Raw genomic sequence first — 20,032 nt, forward strand, 5'->3', positions numbered from 1 at the left:
GCGAGTCTAGCCGGGCGAACTCAACCCGCTACGCCAGCTCCACGATCTCCATGTACTCGTCGCTCCACAGGTCCTCGTCGCCCTCGGGCATGATGATCACGCGCTCCGGCTCGAGCGCGCGCACTGCCCCCGGGTCGTGGGTGACCAGGACGACGGCCCCGGTGTAGGTCTTGAGCGCGTCAAGCACCTGCTCGCGCGACTGCGGATCCAGGTTGTTCGTGGGCTCGTCGAGAAGCAGCACATTGGCGCGGGAGGAAACGAGCGTGGCGAGCGCGAGGCGCGTCTTCTCACCGCCGGAGAGAGTGCCAGCCGGCTGTTCGAGCTTGTCGCCCGAGAACATAAAGGCGCCGAGCAGGCCGCGCAGATCCTGCTGGCCGGCGTCGGGGCAGGCCTCGATGGTGTTCTCCCACACGCTCTTGTCGCCGTCGATCGTGTCGTGCTCCTGCGCGAAGTATCCGATCTTCAGCCCATGCCCGGACACGAGGCCGCCCTCGCCGTCAGTGCGCTCCACACCGGCCAGCAGCTTCAGCAGCGTCGTCTTACCCGCGCCGTTGGTGCCAAGCACGACCACGCGCGAGCCCTTGTCAATCGCCAGGTCAACCCCGGCGAAGACCTCGAGCGAGCCGTACATCTTGGTCAGCCCCTTGCCGTACAGCGGAGTCTTGCCGCACGGCGCGGGCTCAGGGAAGCTAATCGACGCAAACTTGTCTGCCACCCGAACCTCATCGAGTTGCTCCATCATGCGATCGGCGCGCGCGAGCATCTGCTTCGCCGCAGCTGCCTTCGTGGCCTTCGCACCGAGCTTTGCCGCCTGCTTCTGCAGCGCAGACGCCTTCTTCTCCGCATTGGCCCGCTCGCGGCGGCGGCGCGCCTCGTCGAGCGCGCGTGCGTCCTTGTACTTGGCAAAGCCCATGTTGTACACGTCCGCCTCGGCGCGGACGGCGTCGAGGAACCAGACCTTGTTGCACACGGCGTCGAGCAGTTCGACGTCGTGCGAGATCATGATGAGGCCGCCCTCGTGCTTGGACAGGAAGTTGCGCAGCCAGCTAATCGAGTCGGCGTCGAGGTGGTTCGTGGGCTCGTCGAGAAGCAGCGTGGTCTGCGACTTGCCCGACCCCTGGCGCGAGGCGAAGAGAATCTGCGCGAGCTCCACGCGGCGGCGCTGGCCACCCGACAGGGTCTTCAGCTGCTGGTCCAAGATTCGGCTGGGCAGGCCGAGGTTGTCACAGATCTGCGCCGCCTCCGCGTTCGCCTCGTAGCCACCGAGCGCCTGGTACCGCTCCTCCAGGCGGGAGAACTTGGCAATCGCCTTGTCGCGCTCCGCCCCGTCGGTGGTCTCCATGATCTCCTGCTGCTTGGCCATCGAGCGCTGGATCTGGTCGAGGCCGCGGGCGGAAAGCACTCGCGCGCGTGCGGTCTGCTCGATGTCGCCCTCTTTGGAGTCCTGCGGCAGGTAGCCAATCTCGCCCGAGCGCGTCACCGAACCGCCGTAGGGCTCCGTCTCCCCCGAGAGGATGCGCATGGTCGTCGTCTTGCCCGCGCCGTTTCGCCCCACCAGCCCGATACGGTCGCCCGGCTGCACGCGCAGGTGCTGGCCGGGCGCAGACAGGAGCGTGCGTGCGCCGACGCGGACTTCGAGATCATTGGTGACAATCACGGGATCACTGTAGCAAGCACCCCCAAATCGACACCGCAGGGTCAGCAGGGTCAGCAATGCAAAACGTCCCCCTCAGGGCGCTAACCGTGAGGGGGACGTCGAGGGGTGCTACACCGCGAACCCGAGGGCGCGGAGCTGTTCGCGGCCCTCTTCAGTAATCATCTGCGGGCCCCACGGCGGCATCCATACCCAGTTGAGCACGATGTCGTCCGCCTCGGTGTTGCCCACCACGGCCTGCTGCGCCTGCTCTTCGAGCACATCTGTCAGCGGGCATGCCGGCGAGGTGAGCGTCATGTTGATGCACGCGATCGTCTTGCCGTCGCGCTCCTCAATCCACAGGTCGTAGACCAGGCCGAGGTCGACGACGTTGATCCCCAGCTCCGGGTCGATCACGTCGCGGAGGAACTCCTCCACCTCTCCGGCCAGCTTGAGCTGTGCATCGGTCTGGGGCGGACGCTCGCCCGCGCCGCCGAAGTTCGACGCGGAGCCGCCTTTGGCAGCGTCAGCGTCGGCCGCAGTGGTCTGTTCGTTGACGTTGTCTTCAGCCATGTCCTAGCTCTCCTTTTTCTCCAGGGCCTCGTGCGTTGCCGCCTCGAAGGCCTTCCACCCGAGCAGCGCGCACTTCACACGCGCCGGGAACTTCGCCACGCCACCGAACGCAACGCCGTCGCCAATCAGCGCTGGGTCGCCCTCGATGGTGCCGCGCGAGGTGATCATTTCCTCGAACGACCCCAGCTTCTTCATCGCCTGCTCGACGGGGAGCCCCTTCAGCTCCTCCGCCATCACGCTTGTCGACGCCTGCGAGATCGAGCAACCGGCCGCATCGTAGGAAACATCCTCCACCGTTTTCCCATCCTCGGAAAGGTGAACGCGCAGCGTCAGCTCGTCGCCGCAGGACGGGTTCACGTGGTGCACCTCCGCCTCGTACGGCTCGCGCAGCCCGGCGTACTGGGGGTTCTTGTAGTGGTCCAGGATCACTTCCTGGTACATCGATTCAAGGTTCATCGTGCGAAAAACTCCTTCGCCTTGCCAATCGCTGCCACCAGCGTATCCACTTCTTCCTTCGTGTTGTACAGGTAGAAGCTTGCGCGCGAGGTGGATTGCAGGTTCAGGCCGCGGTGGGCAGGCCACGCGCAGTGGTGCCCGGTGCGGATTGCCACGCCTTCGGAGTCCAGCACCTGACCGAGGTCGTGCGGGTGCACACCGTCGACGGTAAACGAGATCGCTCCGCCACGCTGCTCGGCGGTGAGCGGCCCCGCGATCTGCAGCCCCTCGATGCCCTGCATCTGCTCGAGCGCGTACGCGGTGAGCTCTTGCTCGTGGGCGTGGATGGCGTCCATGCCGACCTCGTTGAGGAACTCGACTGCGGCACCTAGCCCCACGACCTGGCTGGTCATCTGGGTGCCCGCCTCAAATCGCTGCGGTGCCGGCGCGAAGGTGGTCTTTTCCATCTTCACAATCTCAATCATCGAGCCGCCCGTGAGGAACGGCGGCAGCTGATTGAGAATGTCGCCCTTGCCGTACACGGCGCCGACGCCCGATGGCCCGCACATTTTGTGGCCGGAGAAGGCAGCGAAGTCGACGTCGAGCGCGTGCAGGTCGACCGGCATGTGCGGCACCGATTGACACGCGTCGAGCACTGTCATCGCGCCGACAGCCTTCGCGCGGCGCACCAGCTCGTCAACGTCAGCGACAGCACCGGTGACGTTCGACTGGTGCGTAAACGCCACGACCTTGACGGTCTCGTCCAGCTCGAGCGAGTCCAGATCGATCCGCCCGTCCGGCGTCATCGTGTACCACTTCAGGGTCGCACCAGTGCGCTCGGCGAGTTCCTGCCACGGCACGAGGTTGGCGTGGTGCTCAAGCTCGGTGATGACGATGGTGTCGCCTTCACGCACCGCGAGATCGCCCGCGCGCTCGTCGCCAAGCACATAGGCGACGAGGTTGAGTCCCTCAGTCGCGTTCTTTGTAAACGCGATTTCGTGCCCGTCCGCGCCGACGAACGCCGCGATGGCGTCGCGTGCCGTCTCATAGGCATCCGTGGCTTCTTCAGCAAGCTGGTAGGAGCCGCGGTGCACCGGCGCGAAGGTGTTGAGGACGAAGTCTCGCTCGACGTTCCACACGCGTTCCGGTCGCTGCGACGTCGCACCGGAGTCGAGGTAGACGAGCTTCTTGCCGTCCCTCACGGTGCGCGACAGGATCGGAAACTCCGCGCGGATCGCCTCCACGTTGAGTGTTCCGTTGTCGTTGACGTATCCCATTAGATGAACTTCTCGTAGCCTTCTGCCTCGAGCTGGTCTGCCAGCGATGCGTCGCCGGTCTGCACGATCTTGCCGTCAGCAAACACGTGCACGAACTGCGGCTGGACGTAGTTGAGGATGCGCTTGTAGTGGGTGATCATGAGGACGCCGCCGTTGGTTTCCTCCTGGTACTTGTTGATGCCCTCGGAGACGATGCGCAGCGCGTCAACGTCAAGACCGGAGTCGGTCTCGTCCATGACAGCGAACTTCGGCTTCATCAGCGCGAGCTGCATGACCTCGTGGCGCTTCTTCTCGCCGCCGGAGAAGCCCTCGTTGACCGAGCGCTCGGAGAAGGAGGCGTCCATCTGCAGGGACTCGCGGGCGGCGTTGAGCTCAGCAACCCACTCGCGCAGCTTCGGGGACTCGCCACGCACCGCGGTGACGGCGGAGCGCATGAAGTTGGACGAAGACACGCCCGGGACCTCAACCGGGTACTGCATTGCCAGGAAGAGGCCGGCGCGAGCGCGCTCGTCGATCTCCATCTCCAGGATGTTCTCGCCGTCGAGCAGCACCTCGCCCTCGGTGACCTCGTACTTCGGGTGGCCCGCAAGGGTGTAGGCAAGGGTGGACTTGCCGGAGCCGTTCGGGCCCATGATTGCGTGGGTCTCGCCCGCCTTGATGGTCAGGTTCACGCCCTTGAGGATCGGCTTCGGCTCCTGTCCTTCCTCCGTGGGCAAGACGTTGGCGTGCAGGTTCTTAATTTCAAGCGTAGACATTCGGTGTTTTCAGCTTTCTTTATTCGGTGACGCGGGTGTTACAGGTGTTCAGCGACGTGGCTGGGGCGCTTAGGAGTTGCTCCGCTCGAGCTCGCCGGCAACGCGGGCGATGAGCTCGTCCCGGACGGACTCGACTGGGATCTGGTTGAGGACCTCGTTGAAGAATCCGCGGATGATCAGGCGGGTCGCCTCGTCCTCCGGGATGCCGCGGGAGCGCAGGTAGAACAGCTGCTCGTCGTCGAAGCGTCCCACGGTCGCTGCGTGGCCGGCGCCGGCGATCTCGCCAGTCTCGATCTCTAGGTTAGGGATCGCATCGGCTCGGGCGCCGTCGGTGAGCACCAGGTTGCGGTTCGTCTCGTAGGTGTCGGTGCCCTTCGCGTCGGAGCGAATCAGGACGTCGCCAACCCAGCAGGTACGTGCCTCCGGCAGCGAGGACTGCTTGTCGCCCTGCAGTGCGCCCTTGTACAGGACGTTGGAGCGGCAATTCGGGACGGAGTGGTCAACGAGCATGCGGTTCTCGATGTACTGGCCCGCGTCCGCGAAGTAGACGCCGGTCAGCTCCGCGTCGCCGCCCGGCGCTGCGAACTTCACGCGCGGGGTAATGCGGACGACCTCCCCGCCGAACGTTGCAACGTGGTGGCGCAGCGTGGCGTCGCGCTCGACCAGCACGGACTGCTGTCCGATGTGGACAGCATCGGAGTTCCACTCCGCATCCACAATCGCGTGGACGCGGGAGCCCTCGCCGATGTGCCAGTTCACGTTGTCGGCGTGGGTACCGGTGCCCTCGTAGCGCAGGATGACGTTCGCCTTGGAGTGCGTGCCGGATTCAACCAGGATGTTGCCGAACGTGGTGACATCCTCACCAGCACCGGTCACGGTGATGGTCACGTCTTCGTCCAGCTCGGTATCGGCCGGGATGGACACGATGTAGCCGGACTTCGCAGAGGACCAGGCCTGCGCTGCGACGCGATCGACGGCGCCGCCAACGACCTTGAGGCGATCGTCGTCAATTGCGACCTCTTCGACGCTGACCGCTTCGGGGGCGTCGATCTTTACCTGCGCCTTTGCGGCGTCGGCGAACTTGCCGTTGTGCAGACCACGAAGGCGACGCAGGGAGATGAAGCGCCAGACCTCGTCGCGACCGCCCGGGACCGGGAAGTCGTCGACGGTGAAGGATTGGAAGAGGTCACCCTTGTTGTTGTGCGGGGTGGCGTTTTGTACGGGATCAACAGAGACGGTCATTGGGGTTAGCCCACCGATCCTTCCATTTGCAGCTCGATGAGACGGTTCAGTTCAAGGGCGTACTCCATCGGGAGCTCCTTGGCGATCGGCTCGACAAAGCCGCGCACGATCATGGCCATTGCTTCTTCCTCCGGAATGCCGCGGCTCATGAGGTAGAAAAGCTGCTCCTCAGAGACCTTGGAAACCTTCGCCTCGTGGCCGAGGGTGACTCGGTCATTACGAATGTCGTTGTAGGGGTACGTGTCGGAACGGGAGATGTCGTCCACCAGCAGGGCGTCACACTCGACGTTGGAGGTGGAGTGGTGCGCGTTCGCGTTCACCTGAATCAGGCCGCGGTACGCGGAACGTCCGCCGCCGCGGGCCACGGACTTGGACACCACGGACGAGGAGGTGTGCGGTGCCATGTGGGTCATCTTCGCGCCGGTGTCCTGGAACTGGCCCTCACCCGCAAACGCGACGGAAAGGACCTCGCCACGCGCGTGCTCACCGGTCATCCACACGGCCGGGTACTTCATGGTCACCTTCGAGCCGATGTTGCCGTCGACCCATTCCATGGTGGCACCCTCTTCGGCCTTCGCGCGCTTGGTCACCAGGTTGTACACGTTGCCGGACCAGTTCTGGATCGTGGTGTAGCGGCAGCGGCCGCCCTTCTTCACGATGATCTCCACGACCGCGGAGTGCAGGGAGTCCGACTTGTAGATCGGGGCGGTGCAGCCCTCGACGTAGTGGACGTACGCGTCCTCATCCACGATGATCAGGGTGCGCTCGAACTGGCCCATGTTTTCCGTGTTGATGCGGAAATAGGCCTGCAGCGGGATGTCCACGTGGACCCCCGGCGGAACGTAGATAAAGGAGCCACCAGACCAGACAGCGGAGTTCAGTGCAGAGAACTTGTTATCGCCGGCCGGAATCACCGTGCCGAAGTGCTCCTTGAACAGCTCCTCGTGCTCGCGCAGCGCGGTATCGGTGTCGACGAAGATAACGCCCTTCTCCTCCAGGTCCTCGCGGATCTGGTGGTAGACCACCTCGGACTCGTACTGAGCCGCGACGCCGGCGACGAGACGCTGCTTCTCCGCCTCAGGAATACCGAGCTTGTCGTAGGTGTGCTTAATGTCCTCCGGAAGATCGTCCCAAGAGGCCGCCTGCTCCTCCGTGGAGCGCACGTAGTACTTAATGTTGTCGAAGTCGATGTCGGAGAGGTCTGCGCCCCAGGTCGGCATCGGCTTCTTGTCAAAGATGTCGAGCGCCTTGAGACGCTGGTTGAGCATCCACTCCGGCTCGTTCTTGATCCCGGAGATGTCCTTGACAACGTCCTTGTTCAGACCGCGCCGTGCGGAGGCGCCGGCCACATCGGAGTCGTGCCAGCCGTAGCTGTAGGCACCGATGGAGTCGATGATCTCATCATCATTCATCGGCTTGTCCAGGCCGGGTGCGGGGTTAGCTTTCGTCATAGTCTCCGCTCCTTTCGTTTATGGTTCCCGCCGCCGTAGCGGTAGCGGCGAGTGGAATGTTGGTTGTGCAGATGCCGTTGCCGTCTGCGATCAGCGCGAGCGGCTGCACGTGTTTGCCCACCAGTGCCGAGATCGCCTCGTGCTCTGCCTCGCAGATCTCCGGGTGCGCGGACGCAACTTCGGAGACTGGGCAGTGGTGCTGGCACAACTGGATTCCGTTGCCAACGGCGCTCACCGTTGCCGCGTACCCATGTTGATCAAGCACCTCGGCGACAGCTTCAACGGTAGCCTGCGTGCGCGCCGCCTCGCTGTCTCCTTTCGGCGATGTGTGGGCCCCGGAGGCCCCGTCGACACCCTGGAGGATCTTGTCAATCCGGGCGCGGGCAAAGTCGCGCACGGCCGCCTCACCCCCGAGTGTCTTAATCATTTCGACGGCCTCGACTGCGAGGTCGTCATAGTGCGTGCCAAATGAGCGCCGCCCGCTGTCAGTGAGCCGGAAGTGCTTGGCGGGTCTCCCCCGCGTCGCTTCTTCTCCGGCGATGGCGCGCGGACCGCACGTCTCCGCCAGTTCCGACTCAATGAGTTTGTCAAGGTGGCGGCGCACACCGGCGGCAGAAAGGCCTAATTGCGCGGCTATGTCGGTGGCAGTCACCGGGCCAAGCGTGAGAAGCGCGCGCATGACTTCGGTGCGGGTATCGCTCCCCGCAGCGTGGTGCTGCTCGGCCATCACTTCACCTCAGCTTCCGTGTCGCTCGACGTCTCCGCGAATTCCGCGGACAAAAGGACGATCCTTTCGCCTTTACACAACACTAGTGTTTCCAAAATATTTCCGCTGCGGCGGGTCCCCAGCGTGTCGCAAAGCATTGCCGCTCTGGGAGCGCCCGGGCCTTAGAATGCGTGATGTGACCCCTGCACGCCACCCCTCCGAGACCACGCGGCCGTCCACGCTTGTCGACGCCCTGCCCCGATTCGGTGCGCCCGGCTCCCGCTCAGCCGCGCTGCACCGCGCTGGGATTTCGGACAAGGGGGTTCGCGCGTCCGTCGTCGAGCTCAACCGCTTCGCACTCCTTCGCTGGTTGGGTGCGGTCGGCACGCTCCTGATCGGCCTCGGCGGGCTGGGCGGCGGCGCGCTGCCCGTGGTGGACAACCCCTGGTTCGACCTCCCCGGCGGCGCGTTTATGGGGAGGATGCTGCAAGCCTCGTCCTCCCTCGTGTTCATCGGAGTCGGTTGCCTCGTAGTCGCCTGGCTGCTCATGGGGCCCTTCGTCGGTGCCGGGTCCAATCACGCGCGGATCAGCGCCCGGGTGGTGTTTCGGACCTTCCTGGTGTGGGCGGCGCCCCTGCTGCTCACCGCGCCCCTGTTCACCCAGGACATCTACTCCTACCTCGCCCAGGGATCCATCGTTCGGCAAGGGCTGGACCCCTACGCCGCGGGCCCCGTCGAACTGCTCGGCACCGAGGACCGGCTCGCCCGATCCGTCCCGTTCATCTGGGCACACTCCCCCAGCCCGTACGGCCCCGTTGCACTCGGGATTGCTTCCGCGGTGTCATGGATCACCCAGGATTCGATCTACTTCGGGGTTCTGTGCCACCGCGTCTTGTCGCTCGCGGGCGTGGTGGCCGCGGCGTGGGGCATCCGCGCGCTGGCCCGGCGGTGCGGCGTCCACGGCGCGACCGCACTCTGGCTGGGGATCTTGAACCCTCTGGCAATCCTGCACCTCATTGCCGGCATCCACAACGAGTCGATCATGCTCGGGTTCCTCCTCGTCGGTATGGAGGTAGGGCTACGGGGCATCGACGCGCTTGCGGCCGGCGGGCAGCGGCGTCGGGGGTGGGCGCTGTTCCTCCTCTCGGGGGCGCTCCTGTCCTGCGGCGGGCTGGTCAAGGTCACCGGGTTTATTGCCCTCGGGTTTACGGGCATGGCGCTGGCGCGGGTGTGCGCGCGAAGTGGGGGCAAGCGGTCGTCGATAAGCGCAATTTGCACCGCGGCCCTCGTCCAGGCGGGGTGCCTTGCGGTGACGGCTGGGCTGATCTCCTGGTTCACCGGGATCGGGCTTGGGTGGGTCACCGGGCAGGGCGGCGCGGCGACGATCCGCAGCTGGCTGTCGCTGACCACGGACATCGGCGTGATCAGCGGTGTTACGGGGATGCTGCTGCAGCTGGGCGATCACACGGAGGCGATCCTGAGCATCACGCGCGGAGTGGGACTCCTCGTGGCCGGCGCGTTCCTCGTGCGCATGCTCTGGGCGACATTCCGCGGCTCCATCCACCCTGTCGGCGGGCTGGGTGTGGCAACGCTCGTCCTCGTCCTGCTCTTCCCAGTGGTTCACCCCTGGTATCCGCTCTGGGGGATCCTGCCGCTCGCGGCGTGGGCGAATCGCTTCTTCTTCCGGGCTGCCGTCGCGATTTACTCTGCGCTTTTTAGCTTCTTGGTGCTGCCGCGCGGGCTCGCGCTGCCACCGGGGACCGTCGCGACGATTTATCTCGCTGCCGCGGTGTGGTTTGCGGTCATGTGCGCCGCAGCGTGGTTCTGGTACCGCCATACGGCCGGGAGAGGTCTACACTAACCAACCATGCCAAGCATGGAACCTGAAGCCCTCGTGCTCAACGAGGTAGTCAAGCAATTCGGGCCCAAGCGCGCAGTCGACGGGGTCTCATTCACCGCTCGACGCGGCGAGCTTCTCGCGCTGCTGGGACCAAACGGGGCGGGCAAGACCACCACCATCGAGATGTGCGAGGGGTTTACGCAGCCGACCTCCGGGTCCATCCGAGTCTTAGGGTACGACCCCGCGACCGAGCCACAGCGGGTTCGAGACCGCATCGGCATCATGCTCCAGGGCGGCGGATCATACTCCGGGGTCAAGGTGCGGGAGATGCTGCACCTCGCGGCGTCCTACAACGAGGACCCGCACGACCCCGACTGGCTCATCGAGCTGCTCGGGCTCGAGGGGGTGGCGTCGACGACGTACCGCAGACTTTCCGGCGGGCAGCAGCAGCGACTCTCCCTCGCCCTGGCCATTATCGGCAGGCCCGAGCTCCTCTTCCTCGACGAACCCACCGCAGGCATGGACGCGCAGTCCCGGCTCGCGGTGTGGGAGCTGGTCAATGCGATGAAGCGCGATGGCACCACGATCGTGCTGACCACCCACCTGATGGACGAGGCCGAATCGCTGGCGGACCGCGTGGTCATTGTGGATCGGGGGCGCGTCGTTGCCACCGGCGAGCCGGCGGAGCTCACCTCCCACGAGGACTACCCGCTCGTATCGTTCGGGACGGCACAGGCGCTGGACTTGGAAACGTTCAACCACTCGCTGCGCGCGTTCGGCGCTGCGGACCGGGAAGCGGAAAACGTCAGGCCGCTCTCCTACCGCGTGCGCGGCGACGGCAGCCCCCAGCTGGTTGAAGCAATCGCGCACGCCGCGGCCCAGCAGGATGTCCTGCTGCGCGAACTCAGCGTCTCGCACCGAAACCTTGAGGACGTCTTCCTCGACATCACCGGCCGAGAGCTGCGCAGCTAGCGCAGACCCTTACTTGAGTACTTGAAGGAGGTACACCATGACGACAGCCCATGATGCACAGCTGCACCGATCCCAGGACGGTGCAGCCCCCAATCCCAAGCTCGCACCGGGCACGTTTGCTCCCCGCCCGCAGCGCGCCTCCGTGGCCGCGATGGCGCTCGCCCAAGGACGGATTGAGGCGAAGCTCATGCTGCGCCACGGCGAGCAGCTGCTGCTCAACCTGGTCATCCCCGCGGCGCTGCTCGTGGCGGCAGCAATCGTCCCGGTCTTCGGCGATACCGACTTCCACCAGCTGGTGCCGATGGTCTTCGCCGTGGCCACCACGAGCGCGGGCTTTACTGGCCAGGCCATCGCCCTCGCGTTTGACCGCCGCTACGGTGCGCTGAAGCGAACCGGCGCCTCCGGGGTGCCGCCGTGGACCATCATTGCTGGAAAGATCATCGGCGTCCTGGCCACCGTTGCGGTACAGATTGTTGTCCTGGGCGCGCTCGCCGTTGCCCTGGGGTGGCGCGTCAGTGCGCTCGGCGCCCTGTTCGGCCTGATCACCCTGCTGGTCGGCGTCGCCACATTCACGGCGATGGGGCTGTTCATGGGGGGCACACTCAGCTCCGAGCTGGTCCTTGCTCTGGCAAACCTCATCTGGCTCGTCCTCATGGGCGTGCTCGGGTGGGTGCAGTACAGCGGTGACGTCGGAGACGCCGGCTGGTGGAACGCGGTCCCCACGGTGGCGCTCGCTGGCGCCCTGACCAAGGCGCTCGAGCTTTCTTTCCACTGGCAGGCGTGGCTGTCGCTCCTGTGCTGGGCTGGGGCGGCCATGGCGGCCGCGGCCCGATGGTTCCGCTTCGAGGGGTAGCTCCTGTGGCGCACCGCTGCGGAGCTCAACTCGCTCCACGCCCAATCGGATCTCGGAGTTTGGGGCGTCATGCGTTAAGCTGAAGCAGTCATTTCTCAAACTAAAGTTGCACTGCAAAACTGCACACGTGAAAGGGAGCGCGTCTCGTGTCTTCTCCGCAGTTGGGGTCTCCCCAGACTGAGCACAACTCCAGCCACAATGCCAGCCACAATGCCGGCGATGCGGCACAGGCCGTGGATGCACCAAAGGGGGCGTCGCTCAAGGTACAGCGCGTTCTGGCCATGATCCTGTTGCTGTGCCAGGGCGGCATCACCGTTACTGGTTCGCTCGTCCGCGTCACCGGCTCAGGCCTGGGTTGCGATACCTGGCCGATGTGCCACGAGGGCTCGCTCGTCCCCGTCGCGGGTTCGGCGCCGTGGATCCACCAGCTCATCGAGTTTGGCAACCGCACGCTCACCTTCGTCGTCGCCGCAGCATCCATCGCCGTCCTCGTCGCGGTCGTCCGCGCGGGACGTCGCTCCGGTATCAAGTCGCTCGCAGCCGTCTCACTCGGCGGCGTCGTCCTGCAGGCCGTCATCGGCGGCATCTCCGTCCTCCTAGACCTGAAGTGGTGGGCCGTCGCCGTGCACTTCCTGCCCTCGATGGTGCTGGTCGCCGTCGCCGCCGTGCTCTACATGCGCATTGCGGAGCCGGATGATGTCGCCCCGACGAGGCGCGTCCCCAAGGCCGCCGTGACCTGGGCGATCATCGCCGCCATCGCGCTAGTATTCGTCCTGGTGACGGGCACCATGGTCACCGGCTCCGGTCCGCACGCCGGCGACGCCACCGCCGGTTTGGAGGGCCGCCTCGAGATGGACACCAGGGTCCTTGCGTACGTCCACGCAATCTGCCTGTACCTCTACCTCATTGCCACGCTGGTCACCGTGTACATGCTGCGCCGCCACAAGGCGCCGAGCGACGCGATGCGCACCGCCCTCGCCCTCATCGTGCTCATCCTGATCCAGTGGGCGATCGGCGTCATCCAGTTCAGGCTCGGCGTCCCGCGCTGGACCATCCCGGCGCACATCGCAATGTCGTCCACCGTCGTCGCGTTTACCGCCTTCCTGTGGGCGCACAGTTCGCGCCGTCTCCCCACACTCGTCTAACCTCCCACGCACACCGCGCCCGCCGGGGTACGCTTTGGCTATGCACGCCATTATCAGCGATTCCCCCGGCGGGCCGTTCCGTTTCACTCGCGTCGATCCCCCAGTTCCCACACCCGAGCAAGTGCTTATCGACGTCACCTACGCCCACGTCCAACGCGACCCCACTCCCGCCCCCGGCACCGGCATCCCCGGCGCCGCAGGATGCGGGCGCGTGGCCCACGACCCTGTCGGTGAGATCGCCGCTGGCACGCTCGTCGCCTTCTGCGACGCGCAGGGCGCGTACGCGGAGCAGGCTGTCGTCCACCGGGACCGGATCGCCGCCGTCCCGGAATCCATCAACGATGAGGTCGCCGCGTGCATGCTCGCTCCCGGCATACTGGCGCACGCACTCCTTCACGGCGTCCGCGACACCGCGGACGGCGACACCATGGTGGTCACCGGCGGAGGCGGCGAGCTCGGCCTCGCCGTGACCCAGCTGGCAGCGGGATTGGGCGGCACGGTGTTTTCAGTGGTCTCAACGGCCCACGAGGAGGAAATCGCGTACGACGCCGGCGCGACCGGCGTCTTCCGCTACTTCCCTGACGCGGCGCAACGTATTTGCGAGGCCAACAGCGGCAGCGGCGTCGACGTCGTTATCGAGGCGTCACAACCGCCTCTGCCCGAGGCGCTCCACCCCTTCGACCTGGCGCTGCAGGCCTGCCGACCGCTTGGCCTGATCTGCGCCGTCGGCGGCTCGGAGCTCGCGGCGGGGAGGAGCGCAGACGCGCTCCTGAACGAACTCGACGAGCATGGGGGGCTGTTCCTTACCGCCCCTTCGTTGGACTGGTACACGCGCACTGCGGACGAGTTTCGCTTGCGGTCCCAAGCGGTCACGCGTGCCGTCGAGGATGCGACGCTGCGCTTCCCTATCGGCGGGGTGTTCTCGCTCGCCGAGGCGGACGCCGCGCACGAGGCGCTCGCGGATGCCCAGCGCGTTGGGAGTGTGCTGCTGCGCGCTTAGAAGAGGCCGCCGATCGTCGGCAGGCCGAGCACGGCGTCCACAGAGAGGCCGAGGAAGAGCGCGGCGAGGTAATTGTTGGACAGGATGAACAGCTTGAGCGGCTTGACGTTCTCGCCGCGGCGCACGCCGTTGTGCAGGCGCGTGGCCATGACGAGGAACGCGGCGCCGGACGCCACCGCCACGACGAGGTAGATCCAGGACGTCGCCGGGACGAGCGCGAGGGAGACGATGACCGTCCACCAGGAGTAGATGACGATCTGGCGCGTCGTCTCCTGCGGGGACGCGATGACCGGCAGCATCGGGACTTCTGCGCGGGCGTAGTCGTCCTTGTACTTCATGGCCAGCGCCCAGGTGTGCGGCGGGGTCCAGAAGAAGATGATGAGGAACATGACGATCGCCTGCCACCAGCGGTCCGGTGAACCGTCGTGCACGTTGTCCCGAATCGCGGCCCAGCCGACGAGGACCGGCATGCAGCCCGCAGCGCCACCCCAGATGACGTTCTGCCAGGTCTTACGCTTCAGCCATTTCGTGTAGACGAAGATATAGAAGAAGTTGGTGAAGATGATGAACAGCGCTGCCAACCACGACCCGCACACGAGCCCGAGCCAGAGCACGCTGACGATGAGCAAGACCCAGGCGAATACCGCAGCGCGGTGTTTGGTCACCTTGGCGCGCACGAGCGGGCGCGCGCGTGTACGACCCATCTTCTGGTCAATGTCGTAGTCAGCGACCATATTGAAGGCGTTGGCAGCGCCCGCGCCCATCCATCCACCGAGCAGGGTCGCCAGGATCAGCCACACGTGGACGGTGCCGCGATCTGCCTGCAGCATCGCGGGGATGGCGGCTACCAAGAGAAGTTCAATGACCCTCGGCTTCGTCAACGCGAAATACGCCTTCACGGTCTCCAAAAACTTCTCCTTATAGCGTGTTGTTCGCGCCGCCGTCGGCGCAACTGCTTCGTGGGTGGCCGTGTTGGGATACGCTCGCAAGCGTCCTGCGGTTTTGCCACCCGTATCATTCCTTTGGATGATGTTAGCCCTAACCTTGCACTGCGCCCAATCGGACACGCTCTCCTTGCGGCCGGTGTGGGCGGATTGGTCGACGCTCACCGCGGTGACTCAAAATACACTGCCCGCACACGGCGCACCGCCTGGCGACTACACTAAGGCGGGTGCCCGGCCCATCGCCGGAGCCGAGACGTAATGCCAATCCAATGAATGAGGAAACTGTGACACAGTCGACGCTGCCCCCGGAACTTCAAGCTATGACCGTCCGGAACTACCCGGACGACTGGACGCAGACTGATACGCGCGCGGTGGACACCGCCAGAATCCTCGCTGCGGATGCTGTTGAGCGCTGCGGATCGGGCCACCCCGGCACCGCTATGTCGCTTGCTCCGTTGGCCTACACGCTCTTCCAGCGCGTCATGCGCCTGGATCCCACCGACCCGCACTGGGTCGGTCGCGACCGCTTTGTCCTGTCAAACGGCCACTCCTCACTGACCCAGTACGTGCAGCTCTATCTCGGCGGCTTCGGCCTGGAGCTGGACGATCTGAAGCAGCTACGCACCTGGGGCTCCAAGACTCCCGGCCACCCGGAGTACAACCACACCAAGCACGTCGAGATCACCACTGGCCCGCTGGGCCAGGGCCTCGCTTCCGCTGTGGGTATGGCGATGGCCGCGCGCCGCGAGCGCGGGCTGTTCGATCCCGAGGCCCCGGCCGGCCAGAGCCCGTTCGACCACTTCATCTACGTCGTGGCCGGCGACGGCTGCCTGCAGGAGGGCGTGACCTCCGAGGCGTCCTCGCTCGCGGGCACGCAGCAGCTGGGCAACCTCATCCTTTTCTGGGATGACAACCGCATCTCCATCGAGGACGACACCCAGATCGCGTTCACCGAGGATGTGCTCGCCCGCTACGAGGCCTACGGTTGGCAAACCCTCACCGTAGGGTCCGGAGAAGACGTCGCAGCAATTGAGCGCGCCGTCGAAGAGGCTAAGGCGGAAACCGCGAAGCCGACCATCATCCGCCTCAAGACGGTGATCGGCTTCCCGGCCCCGAATCTGCAAAACACCGGCGCCGCTCACGGTGCCGCGCTCGGGTCCGAGGAGATCAAGCTGGTCAAGGAAGAGCTCGGCTTTGACACCGACGTCGACTTCCCCGAGGAAGAGGACGTGATCGCCCACACCCGCGCGCTCGCTGAGCGCTCCGCCGCAGTGCGCAAGGAGTGGCAGCAGGGCTTTGATGACTGGGCTGCTCGCAACCCTGAGCACAAGGCACTGTTTGACCGTCTCTCCTCGCGCGAGCTGCCGGAGAACTGGAAGGCCGAGTTCCCCACCTGGGAGCCCGACGCCAAGGGCCTGGCTACCCGCAAGGCGTCCGAGGCGGCGATCCAGGCCGCTGCGGCCGCGCTCCCGGAGCTGTGGGGCGGCTCCGCTGACCTGGCCGGTTCCAACAACACGCTGATCAAGGGCGCGCCGTCCTTCGGCCCTGAGGCGATCACCACGAACAAGTTCACTGCCGAGCCGTACGGCCGCAACCTCCACTTTGGCATCCGCGAGCACGCGATGGGCGCCATCATGAACGGCATCGCCCTGCACGGCGGCACCCGTGTCTACGGCGGTACCTTCCTGATCTTCTCCGAGTACCTCTACCCCGCCATCCGCGTGGCCGCCCTGTCCGGCATCGACGGCTACTACGTGTTCACCCACGACTCCATCGGCCTCGGCGAGGACGGCCCGACCCACCAGCCGGTAGAGACGCTCACCGCACTGCGCGCTATCCCGGACCTCGCCGTCATCCGCCCGGCGGATGCCAACGAGACTTCGGCTGCGTGGATCGCCGCGCTGGAAGGCCGCGAGCAACCGAAGGCACTCGCCTTGTCGCGCCAGAACCTCCCGGTGCTCGAGGGCACGAAGGAGAAGGCGTTCGAGGGCGTGGCCAAGGGCGGCTATGTGCTTGTCGACGCCACCGCGCCGACCCCCGACGTCATCCTCATCGCCTCCGGCTCGGAGGTGCAGTACGCCGTCGAGGCAGCCAAGCTGCTGGCCGAGGATGGCGTCGCCGCCCGCGTGGTGTCCATGCCGTCCATCGACTGGTTCCTCGAGCAGACCGAGGAGTACCAGCAGCAGGTCCTGCCCAAGGAGGTCAAGGCACGCGTGTCCGTCGAGGCCGGTACCGCGATGCCGTGGCACCGCTTCACGGGCGACCACGGCCGCAACGTCTCCCTCGAGCACTTTGGCGCCTCCGCACCGGGCGCGGAACTCTTCGAGCGCTTCGGCTTCACCACCGAGCACGTGCTGCGCGCGGCCCGCGAGTCGATCGAGTCCGCGAAGTCTGCACAGTAGCTCTACCTCTTTACCCACCCACATCGCACACATCCGTTACGCCAGGTCGCAGTCATATCTTTCGACCTGGCGCCCTGGAGAAAGGACCGCACCGTGGCACACGACAACATGGTTGCAACCAACCGCATTTATGACATCGGCACTTCCGTCTGGCTGGATGATCTCTCCCGCGACCTTCTCAACGGTCAGGGGAACTTCGAGACGTTCCTCCTTGAGCGAAACATCCTCGGGATCACTACGAACCCGGCGATCTTCTCCGCGGCAATCTCCGCCGGCGGCGACTATGACCGCCAGCTCGAGGAGCTGCGCAAGGAGGGTGTCTCCGCCGAGGAGGCCGTGTACCGTATGAGCATCGCGGACGTCCAGCAGGCCTGCGACGTTATTGACCCCATCTACCAGGACACCAACGGCCGAGACGGCCGCGTGTCCATCGAGGTCGACCCTCGCTACGCCCACGACGAGGCGAAGACCATTGCGCAAGCGCGCGAGCTGTGGAAACAGGTCGGCCGCCGCAACGCCATGATCAAGATCCCGGCCACCGACGAGTCGCTGCCGGCAATCACGACGGCCCTGTCCGAGGGCATCAGCGTCAACGTCACGCTGATTTTCTCCGTCGACCGCTACAAGCAGGTCATCGACGCCTACAAGGAGGGCATCAAGCTGGCCGCTCAGAACGGGCACGACGTGGAGCACATCCACTCCGTCGCGTCCTTCTTCGTCTCCCGCATGGACGTCGAGGTGGATAAGCGCCTGGAGACCATCGGTACCGACGAGGCCCTTGCGCTGCGCGGTAAGGCGGGCATCGCCAACGCCCGCCTGGCCTACCGCCTCTTCCTCGACTCCTTCAACGACCTGGACGAGCTCCCGCCGCGGGCAAACAAGCAGCGCCCGCTGTGGGCGTCGACCGGTGTGAAGAACCCCGAGTACCCCAAGAACATGTACGTAGTCGAGCTCGCCGGCCCGGACACGGTCAACACCATGCCGATGGGCACGATTGAAGCCGTCAACGATATGGACGAGCTCAAGGGCGACACCCTGACGCACGGCGACGAGGCGGCGAAGCAGGTCTTCGACGGCCTGGAGAAGGTCGGCATCGACATGGACGATGTCATCGCGGTGCTGGAGCGCGAGGGCGTGGAGAAGTTCGTCACCGCGTGGCAGGACCTGCTCGACTCCACTGAAACGAAGCTCAACAGCTAACCTCTAAGGGTTCATTGTTCCGGAAGCGGTAGGCAAAAGGAGACGCGACAAAGGTGATCGAAGAGAGAGACGCGCAGGTACAGCGGGGGAATCCGCTGCGGTCGGCCGTCGATAAGCGGCTGCCCCGTATTGCCGGACCATCTGGTCTGGTGATTTTCGGGGTCACCGGTGACCTGGCCAGGAAGAAGCTCCTTCCCGCCGTCTACGATCTTGCAAGCCGCGGCCTCCTGCCGGCCGGATTCGCCCTCGTCGGGTTCGGTCGGCGCGACTGGAGCAAGCAGGACTTCGAAGACTACGTCCGCGAGGCGGTCGAGGCGCGATCGCGAACCAAGTTCAACACCAACGTGTGGAACCGCCTGGCGGAAGGGATCCACTTCGTCTCCGGGGCATTTGACGACGACACCGCCTTCGATCGGCTCGCCACCGTCCTCGCGGAGATGGACCGGAGCCAGGGCACTGCCGGAAACTGGGCGTACTACCTGTCCGTGCCGCCGGAGTTCTTTGCCAACGTGGTCCACCAGCTGGACCGCTGCGGCATGGCCCACCCCGGAGACGGGCAGTGGCGCCGCGTGATCATTGAGAAGCCGTTCGGTCACGACCTCGCCTCGGCGAAGGAACTGAACAAGGTGGTCAACACCGTCTTCCCCGAGCACGCCGTGTTCCGCATCGACCACTACCTGGGCAAGGAAACGGTGCAGAACATCATGGCGCTGCGCTTTTCCAACCAGATGTTTGAGCCGATCTGGAACTCGCACTACATCGACCACGTCCAGATCACCATGGCCGAGGACATCGGGCTGGGCGGCCGCGCCGGGTACTACGACGGCATCGGCGCGGCGCGCGACGTGATCCAAAACCACCTCATCCAGCTCCTCGCGCTCGTGGCGATGGAGGAGCCGACGTCTTTCTCCCCGCACCAGCTGCGCTCGGAGAAGCTCAAGGTGCTGCGCGCGACCTCGCCCACCGGACCGTTCGAAGAGACGACCGCCCGCGGCCAGTACACCGCCGGGCTGCAGGGCTCCGTACCGGTCGTGGGACTGCGCGACGAGGAAGGCTTCGACCCGGACTCCGAGACCGAGACGTTCGCGGCCTGCACCCTGGAGATCAATTCGCGCCGCTGGGCCGGCGTGCCGTTCTACCTGCGCACTGGCAAGCGTCTCGGCCGACGCGTGACCGAGATTGCGTTGGTGTTCAAGCGACCGCCGTACCAGCCCTTCTACCCGGACCAGACGAACTTGCTCACCAACAACGCCGTGGTGATCCGCATCCAGCCGGACGAGGGCGTGCTCATGCGCTTCGGCTCGAAGGTGCCGGGCGTGGGCCTGGAAGTCCGCGACGTCAACATGGACTTCGCGTACTCGGAGGCGTTCACCGAGCAGTCGCCCGAAGCCTACGAGCGACTCATCCTGGACGCGCTGCTGGATGAATCGAGCCTCTTCCCCACCAACGCCGAGGTGGAGCGGAGCTGGGAGATCCTCGACCCGATCCTCAACTTTTGGGCCCAGCAAGGCCGCCCCGACGAATACGAGGCCGGCACCTGGGGTCCGGCGTCGGCGAACCACATGTTGGAAAAGGACGGCCGCGTCTGGCGGCGCCCCTAAGAA

Annotated in this window: 17 protein-coding genes; 8 read left to right on the forward strand and 9 right to left on the reverse strand. The window is 65.5% G+C overall.

Annotated elements, in window-relative coordinates:
* Nucleotides 1–28: 28 nt before the first annotated feature.
* The 8 genes from CKJ84_RS01805 to CKJ84_RS01840 all read right to left on the reverse strand — a co-directional run bounded on the left by CKJ84_RS01805 (nt 29) and on the right by CKJ84_RS01840 (nt 8,093).
* The gene (locus CKJ84_RS01805) at nt 29–1,657 is read right to left on the reverse strand and encodes an ABC-F family ATP-binding cassette domain-containing protein (RefSeq protein ID WP_095545756.1); all 1,629 of its coding nucleotides are present in this window, start codon (nt 1,655–1,657) and stop codon (nt 29–31) included.
* 108 nt (nt 1,658–1,765) lie between these two features.
* Nucleotides 1,766–2,206 (reverse strand): metal-sulfur cluster assembly factor, encoded by a 441-nt coding sequence (locus CKJ84_RS01810; RefSeq protein WP_095536171.1) that lies wholly within the window; start codon nt 2,204–2,206, stop codon nt 1,766–1,768.
* 3 nt (nt 2,207–2,209) lie between these two features.
* The gene (sufU, locus tag CKJ84_RS01815) at nt 2,210–2,662 is read right to left on the reverse strand and encodes a Fe-S cluster assembly sulfur transfer protein SufU (RefSeq protein ID WP_095545757.1); all 453 of its coding nucleotides are present in this window, start codon (nt 2,660–2,662) and stop codon (nt 2,210–2,212) included.
* Nucleotides 2,659–3,918 (reverse strand): cysteine desulfurase, encoded by a 1,260-nt coding sequence (locus CKJ84_RS01820; RefSeq protein WP_095545758.1) that lies wholly within the window; start codon nt 3,916–3,918, stop codon nt 2,659–2,661. Before CKJ84_RS01820 ends, sufU begins: the two co-directional genes overlap by 4 nt.
* Nucleotides 3,918–4,673 carry a Fe-S cluster assembly ATPase SufC gene (gene sufC / locus CKJ84_RS01825; RefSeq protein WP_095276490.1) on the reverse strand — a complete coding sequence of 252 codons (756 nt, stop codon included), beginning with the start codon at nt 4,671–4,673 and terminating at the stop codon, nt 3,918–3,920. Before sufC ends, CKJ84_RS01820 begins: the two co-directional genes overlap by 1 nt.
* Nucleotides 4,674–4,742: 69 nt before the next feature.
* Nucleotides 4,743–5,915, reverse strand: a complete 1,173-nt coding sequence (gene sufD, locus CKJ84_RS01830; RefSeq protein ID WP_095276487.1) for a Fe-S cluster assembly protein SufD — start codon at nt 5,913–5,915, stop codon at nt 4,743–4,745.
* 5 nt (nt 5,916–5,920) lie between these two features.
* Nucleotides 5,921–7,366, reverse strand: a complete 1,446-nt coding sequence (sufB, locus tag CKJ84_RS01835; protein WP_095276483.1) for a Fe-S cluster assembly protein SufB — start codon at nt 7,364–7,366, stop codon at nt 5,921–5,923.
* On the reverse strand, nt 7,353–8,093 hold the full coding sequence (locus CKJ84_RS01840) for a metalloregulator ArsR/SmtB family transcription factor (protein WP_095546375.1): 741 nt from the start codon (nt 8,091–8,093) through the stop codon (nt 7,353–7,355). The genes sufB and CKJ84_RS01840 overlap by 14 nt, the downstream gene beginning before the upstream one ends.
* A gap of 166 nt (nt 8,094–8,259) precedes the next feature.
* Here CKJ84_RS01840 and mptB point away from each other — a divergent pair, with 166 nt between their 5' ends.
* The 5 genes from mptB to CKJ84_RS01865 all read left to right on the forward strand — a co-directional run bounded on the left by mptB (nt 8,260) and on the right by CKJ84_RS01865 (nt 13,882).
* Nucleotides 8,260–9,933: a polyprenol phosphomannose-dependent alpha 1,6 mannosyltransferase MptB gene (gene mptB / locus CKJ84_RS01845; protein ID WP_198949231.1), complete on the forward strand. Its 1,674-nt coding sequence runs from the start codon at nt 8,260–8,262 to the stop codon at nt 9,931–9,933.
* Nucleotides 9,934–9,939: 6 nt separating this feature from the next.
* Nucleotides 9,940–10,884, forward strand: a complete 945-nt coding sequence (locus CKJ84_RS01850; RefSeq protein WP_233125446.1) for an ABC transporter ATP-binding protein — start codon at nt 9,940–9,942, stop codon at nt 10,882–10,884.
* Nucleotides 10,885–11,035: 151 nt separating this feature from the next.
* Nucleotides 11,036–11,737, forward strand: a complete 702-nt coding sequence (locus CKJ84_RS01855; RefSeq protein WP_233125535.1) for an ABC transporter permease — start codon at nt 11,036–11,038, stop codon at nt 11,735–11,737.
* 281 nt (nt 11,738–12,018) lie between these two features.
* Nucleotides 12,019–12,882 carry a heme A synthase gene (locus CKJ84_RS01860; protein WP_095545760.1) on the forward strand — a complete coding sequence of 288 codons (864 nt, stop codon included), beginning with the start codon at nt 12,019–12,021 and terminating at the stop codon, nt 12,880–12,882.
* A 40-nt stretch (nt 12,883–12,922) separates the two neighbouring features.
* Complete coding sequence (locus CKJ84_RS01865) at nt 12,923–13,882, forward strand: zinc-binding dehydrogenase (protein WP_095545761.1); 960 nt, start codon at nt 12,923–12,925, stop codon at nt 13,880–13,882.
* Here the strand turns inward: CKJ84_RS01865 and CKJ84_RS01870 are convergent.
* Nucleotides 13,879–14,910, reverse strand: a complete 1,032-nt coding sequence (locus tag CKJ84_RS01870) for a heme o synthase (protein ID WP_369801164.1) — start codon at nt 14,908–14,910, stop codon at nt 13,879–13,881. The genes CKJ84_RS01865 and CKJ84_RS01870 overlap by 4 nt on opposite strands.
* Nucleotides 14,911–15,146: 236 nt before the next feature.
* Between CKJ84_RS01870 and tkt the strand changes: the two genes are divergently transcribed.
* The 3 genes from tkt to zwf all read left to right on the forward strand — a co-directional run bounded on the left by tkt (nt 15,147) and on the right by zwf (nt 20,029).
* Nucleotides 15,147–17,228, forward strand: coding sequence for a transketolase (gene tkt, locus CKJ84_RS01875; protein ID WP_095545762.1), 2,082 nt, complete (start codon nt 15,147–15,149; stop codon nt 17,226–17,228).
* A 108-nt stretch (nt 17,229–17,336) separates the two neighbouring features.
* Nucleotides 17,337–18,428 carry a transaldolase gene (gene tal / locus CKJ84_RS01880; RefSeq protein WP_095546377.1) on the forward strand — a complete coding sequence of 364 codons (1,092 nt, stop codon included), beginning with the start codon at nt 17,337–17,339 and terminating at the stop codon, nt 18,426–18,428.
* 53 nt (nt 18,429–18,481) lie between these two features.
* Entirely contained in the window at nt 18,482–20,029 is a 1,548-nt protein-coding gene (gene zwf / locus CKJ84_RS01885) for a glucose-6-phosphate dehydrogenase (RefSeq protein ID WP_095545763.1), read from the forward strand.
* Nucleotides 20,030–20,032 lie beyond the last annotated feature (3 nt).

The sequence above is a fragment of the Corynebacterium sp. NML 120412 genome (assembly GCF_002285155.1).
Classification (GTDB): Bacteria; Actinomycetota; Actinomycetes; order Mycobacteriales; family Mycobacteriaceae; genus Corynebacterium; species Corynebacterium gottingense.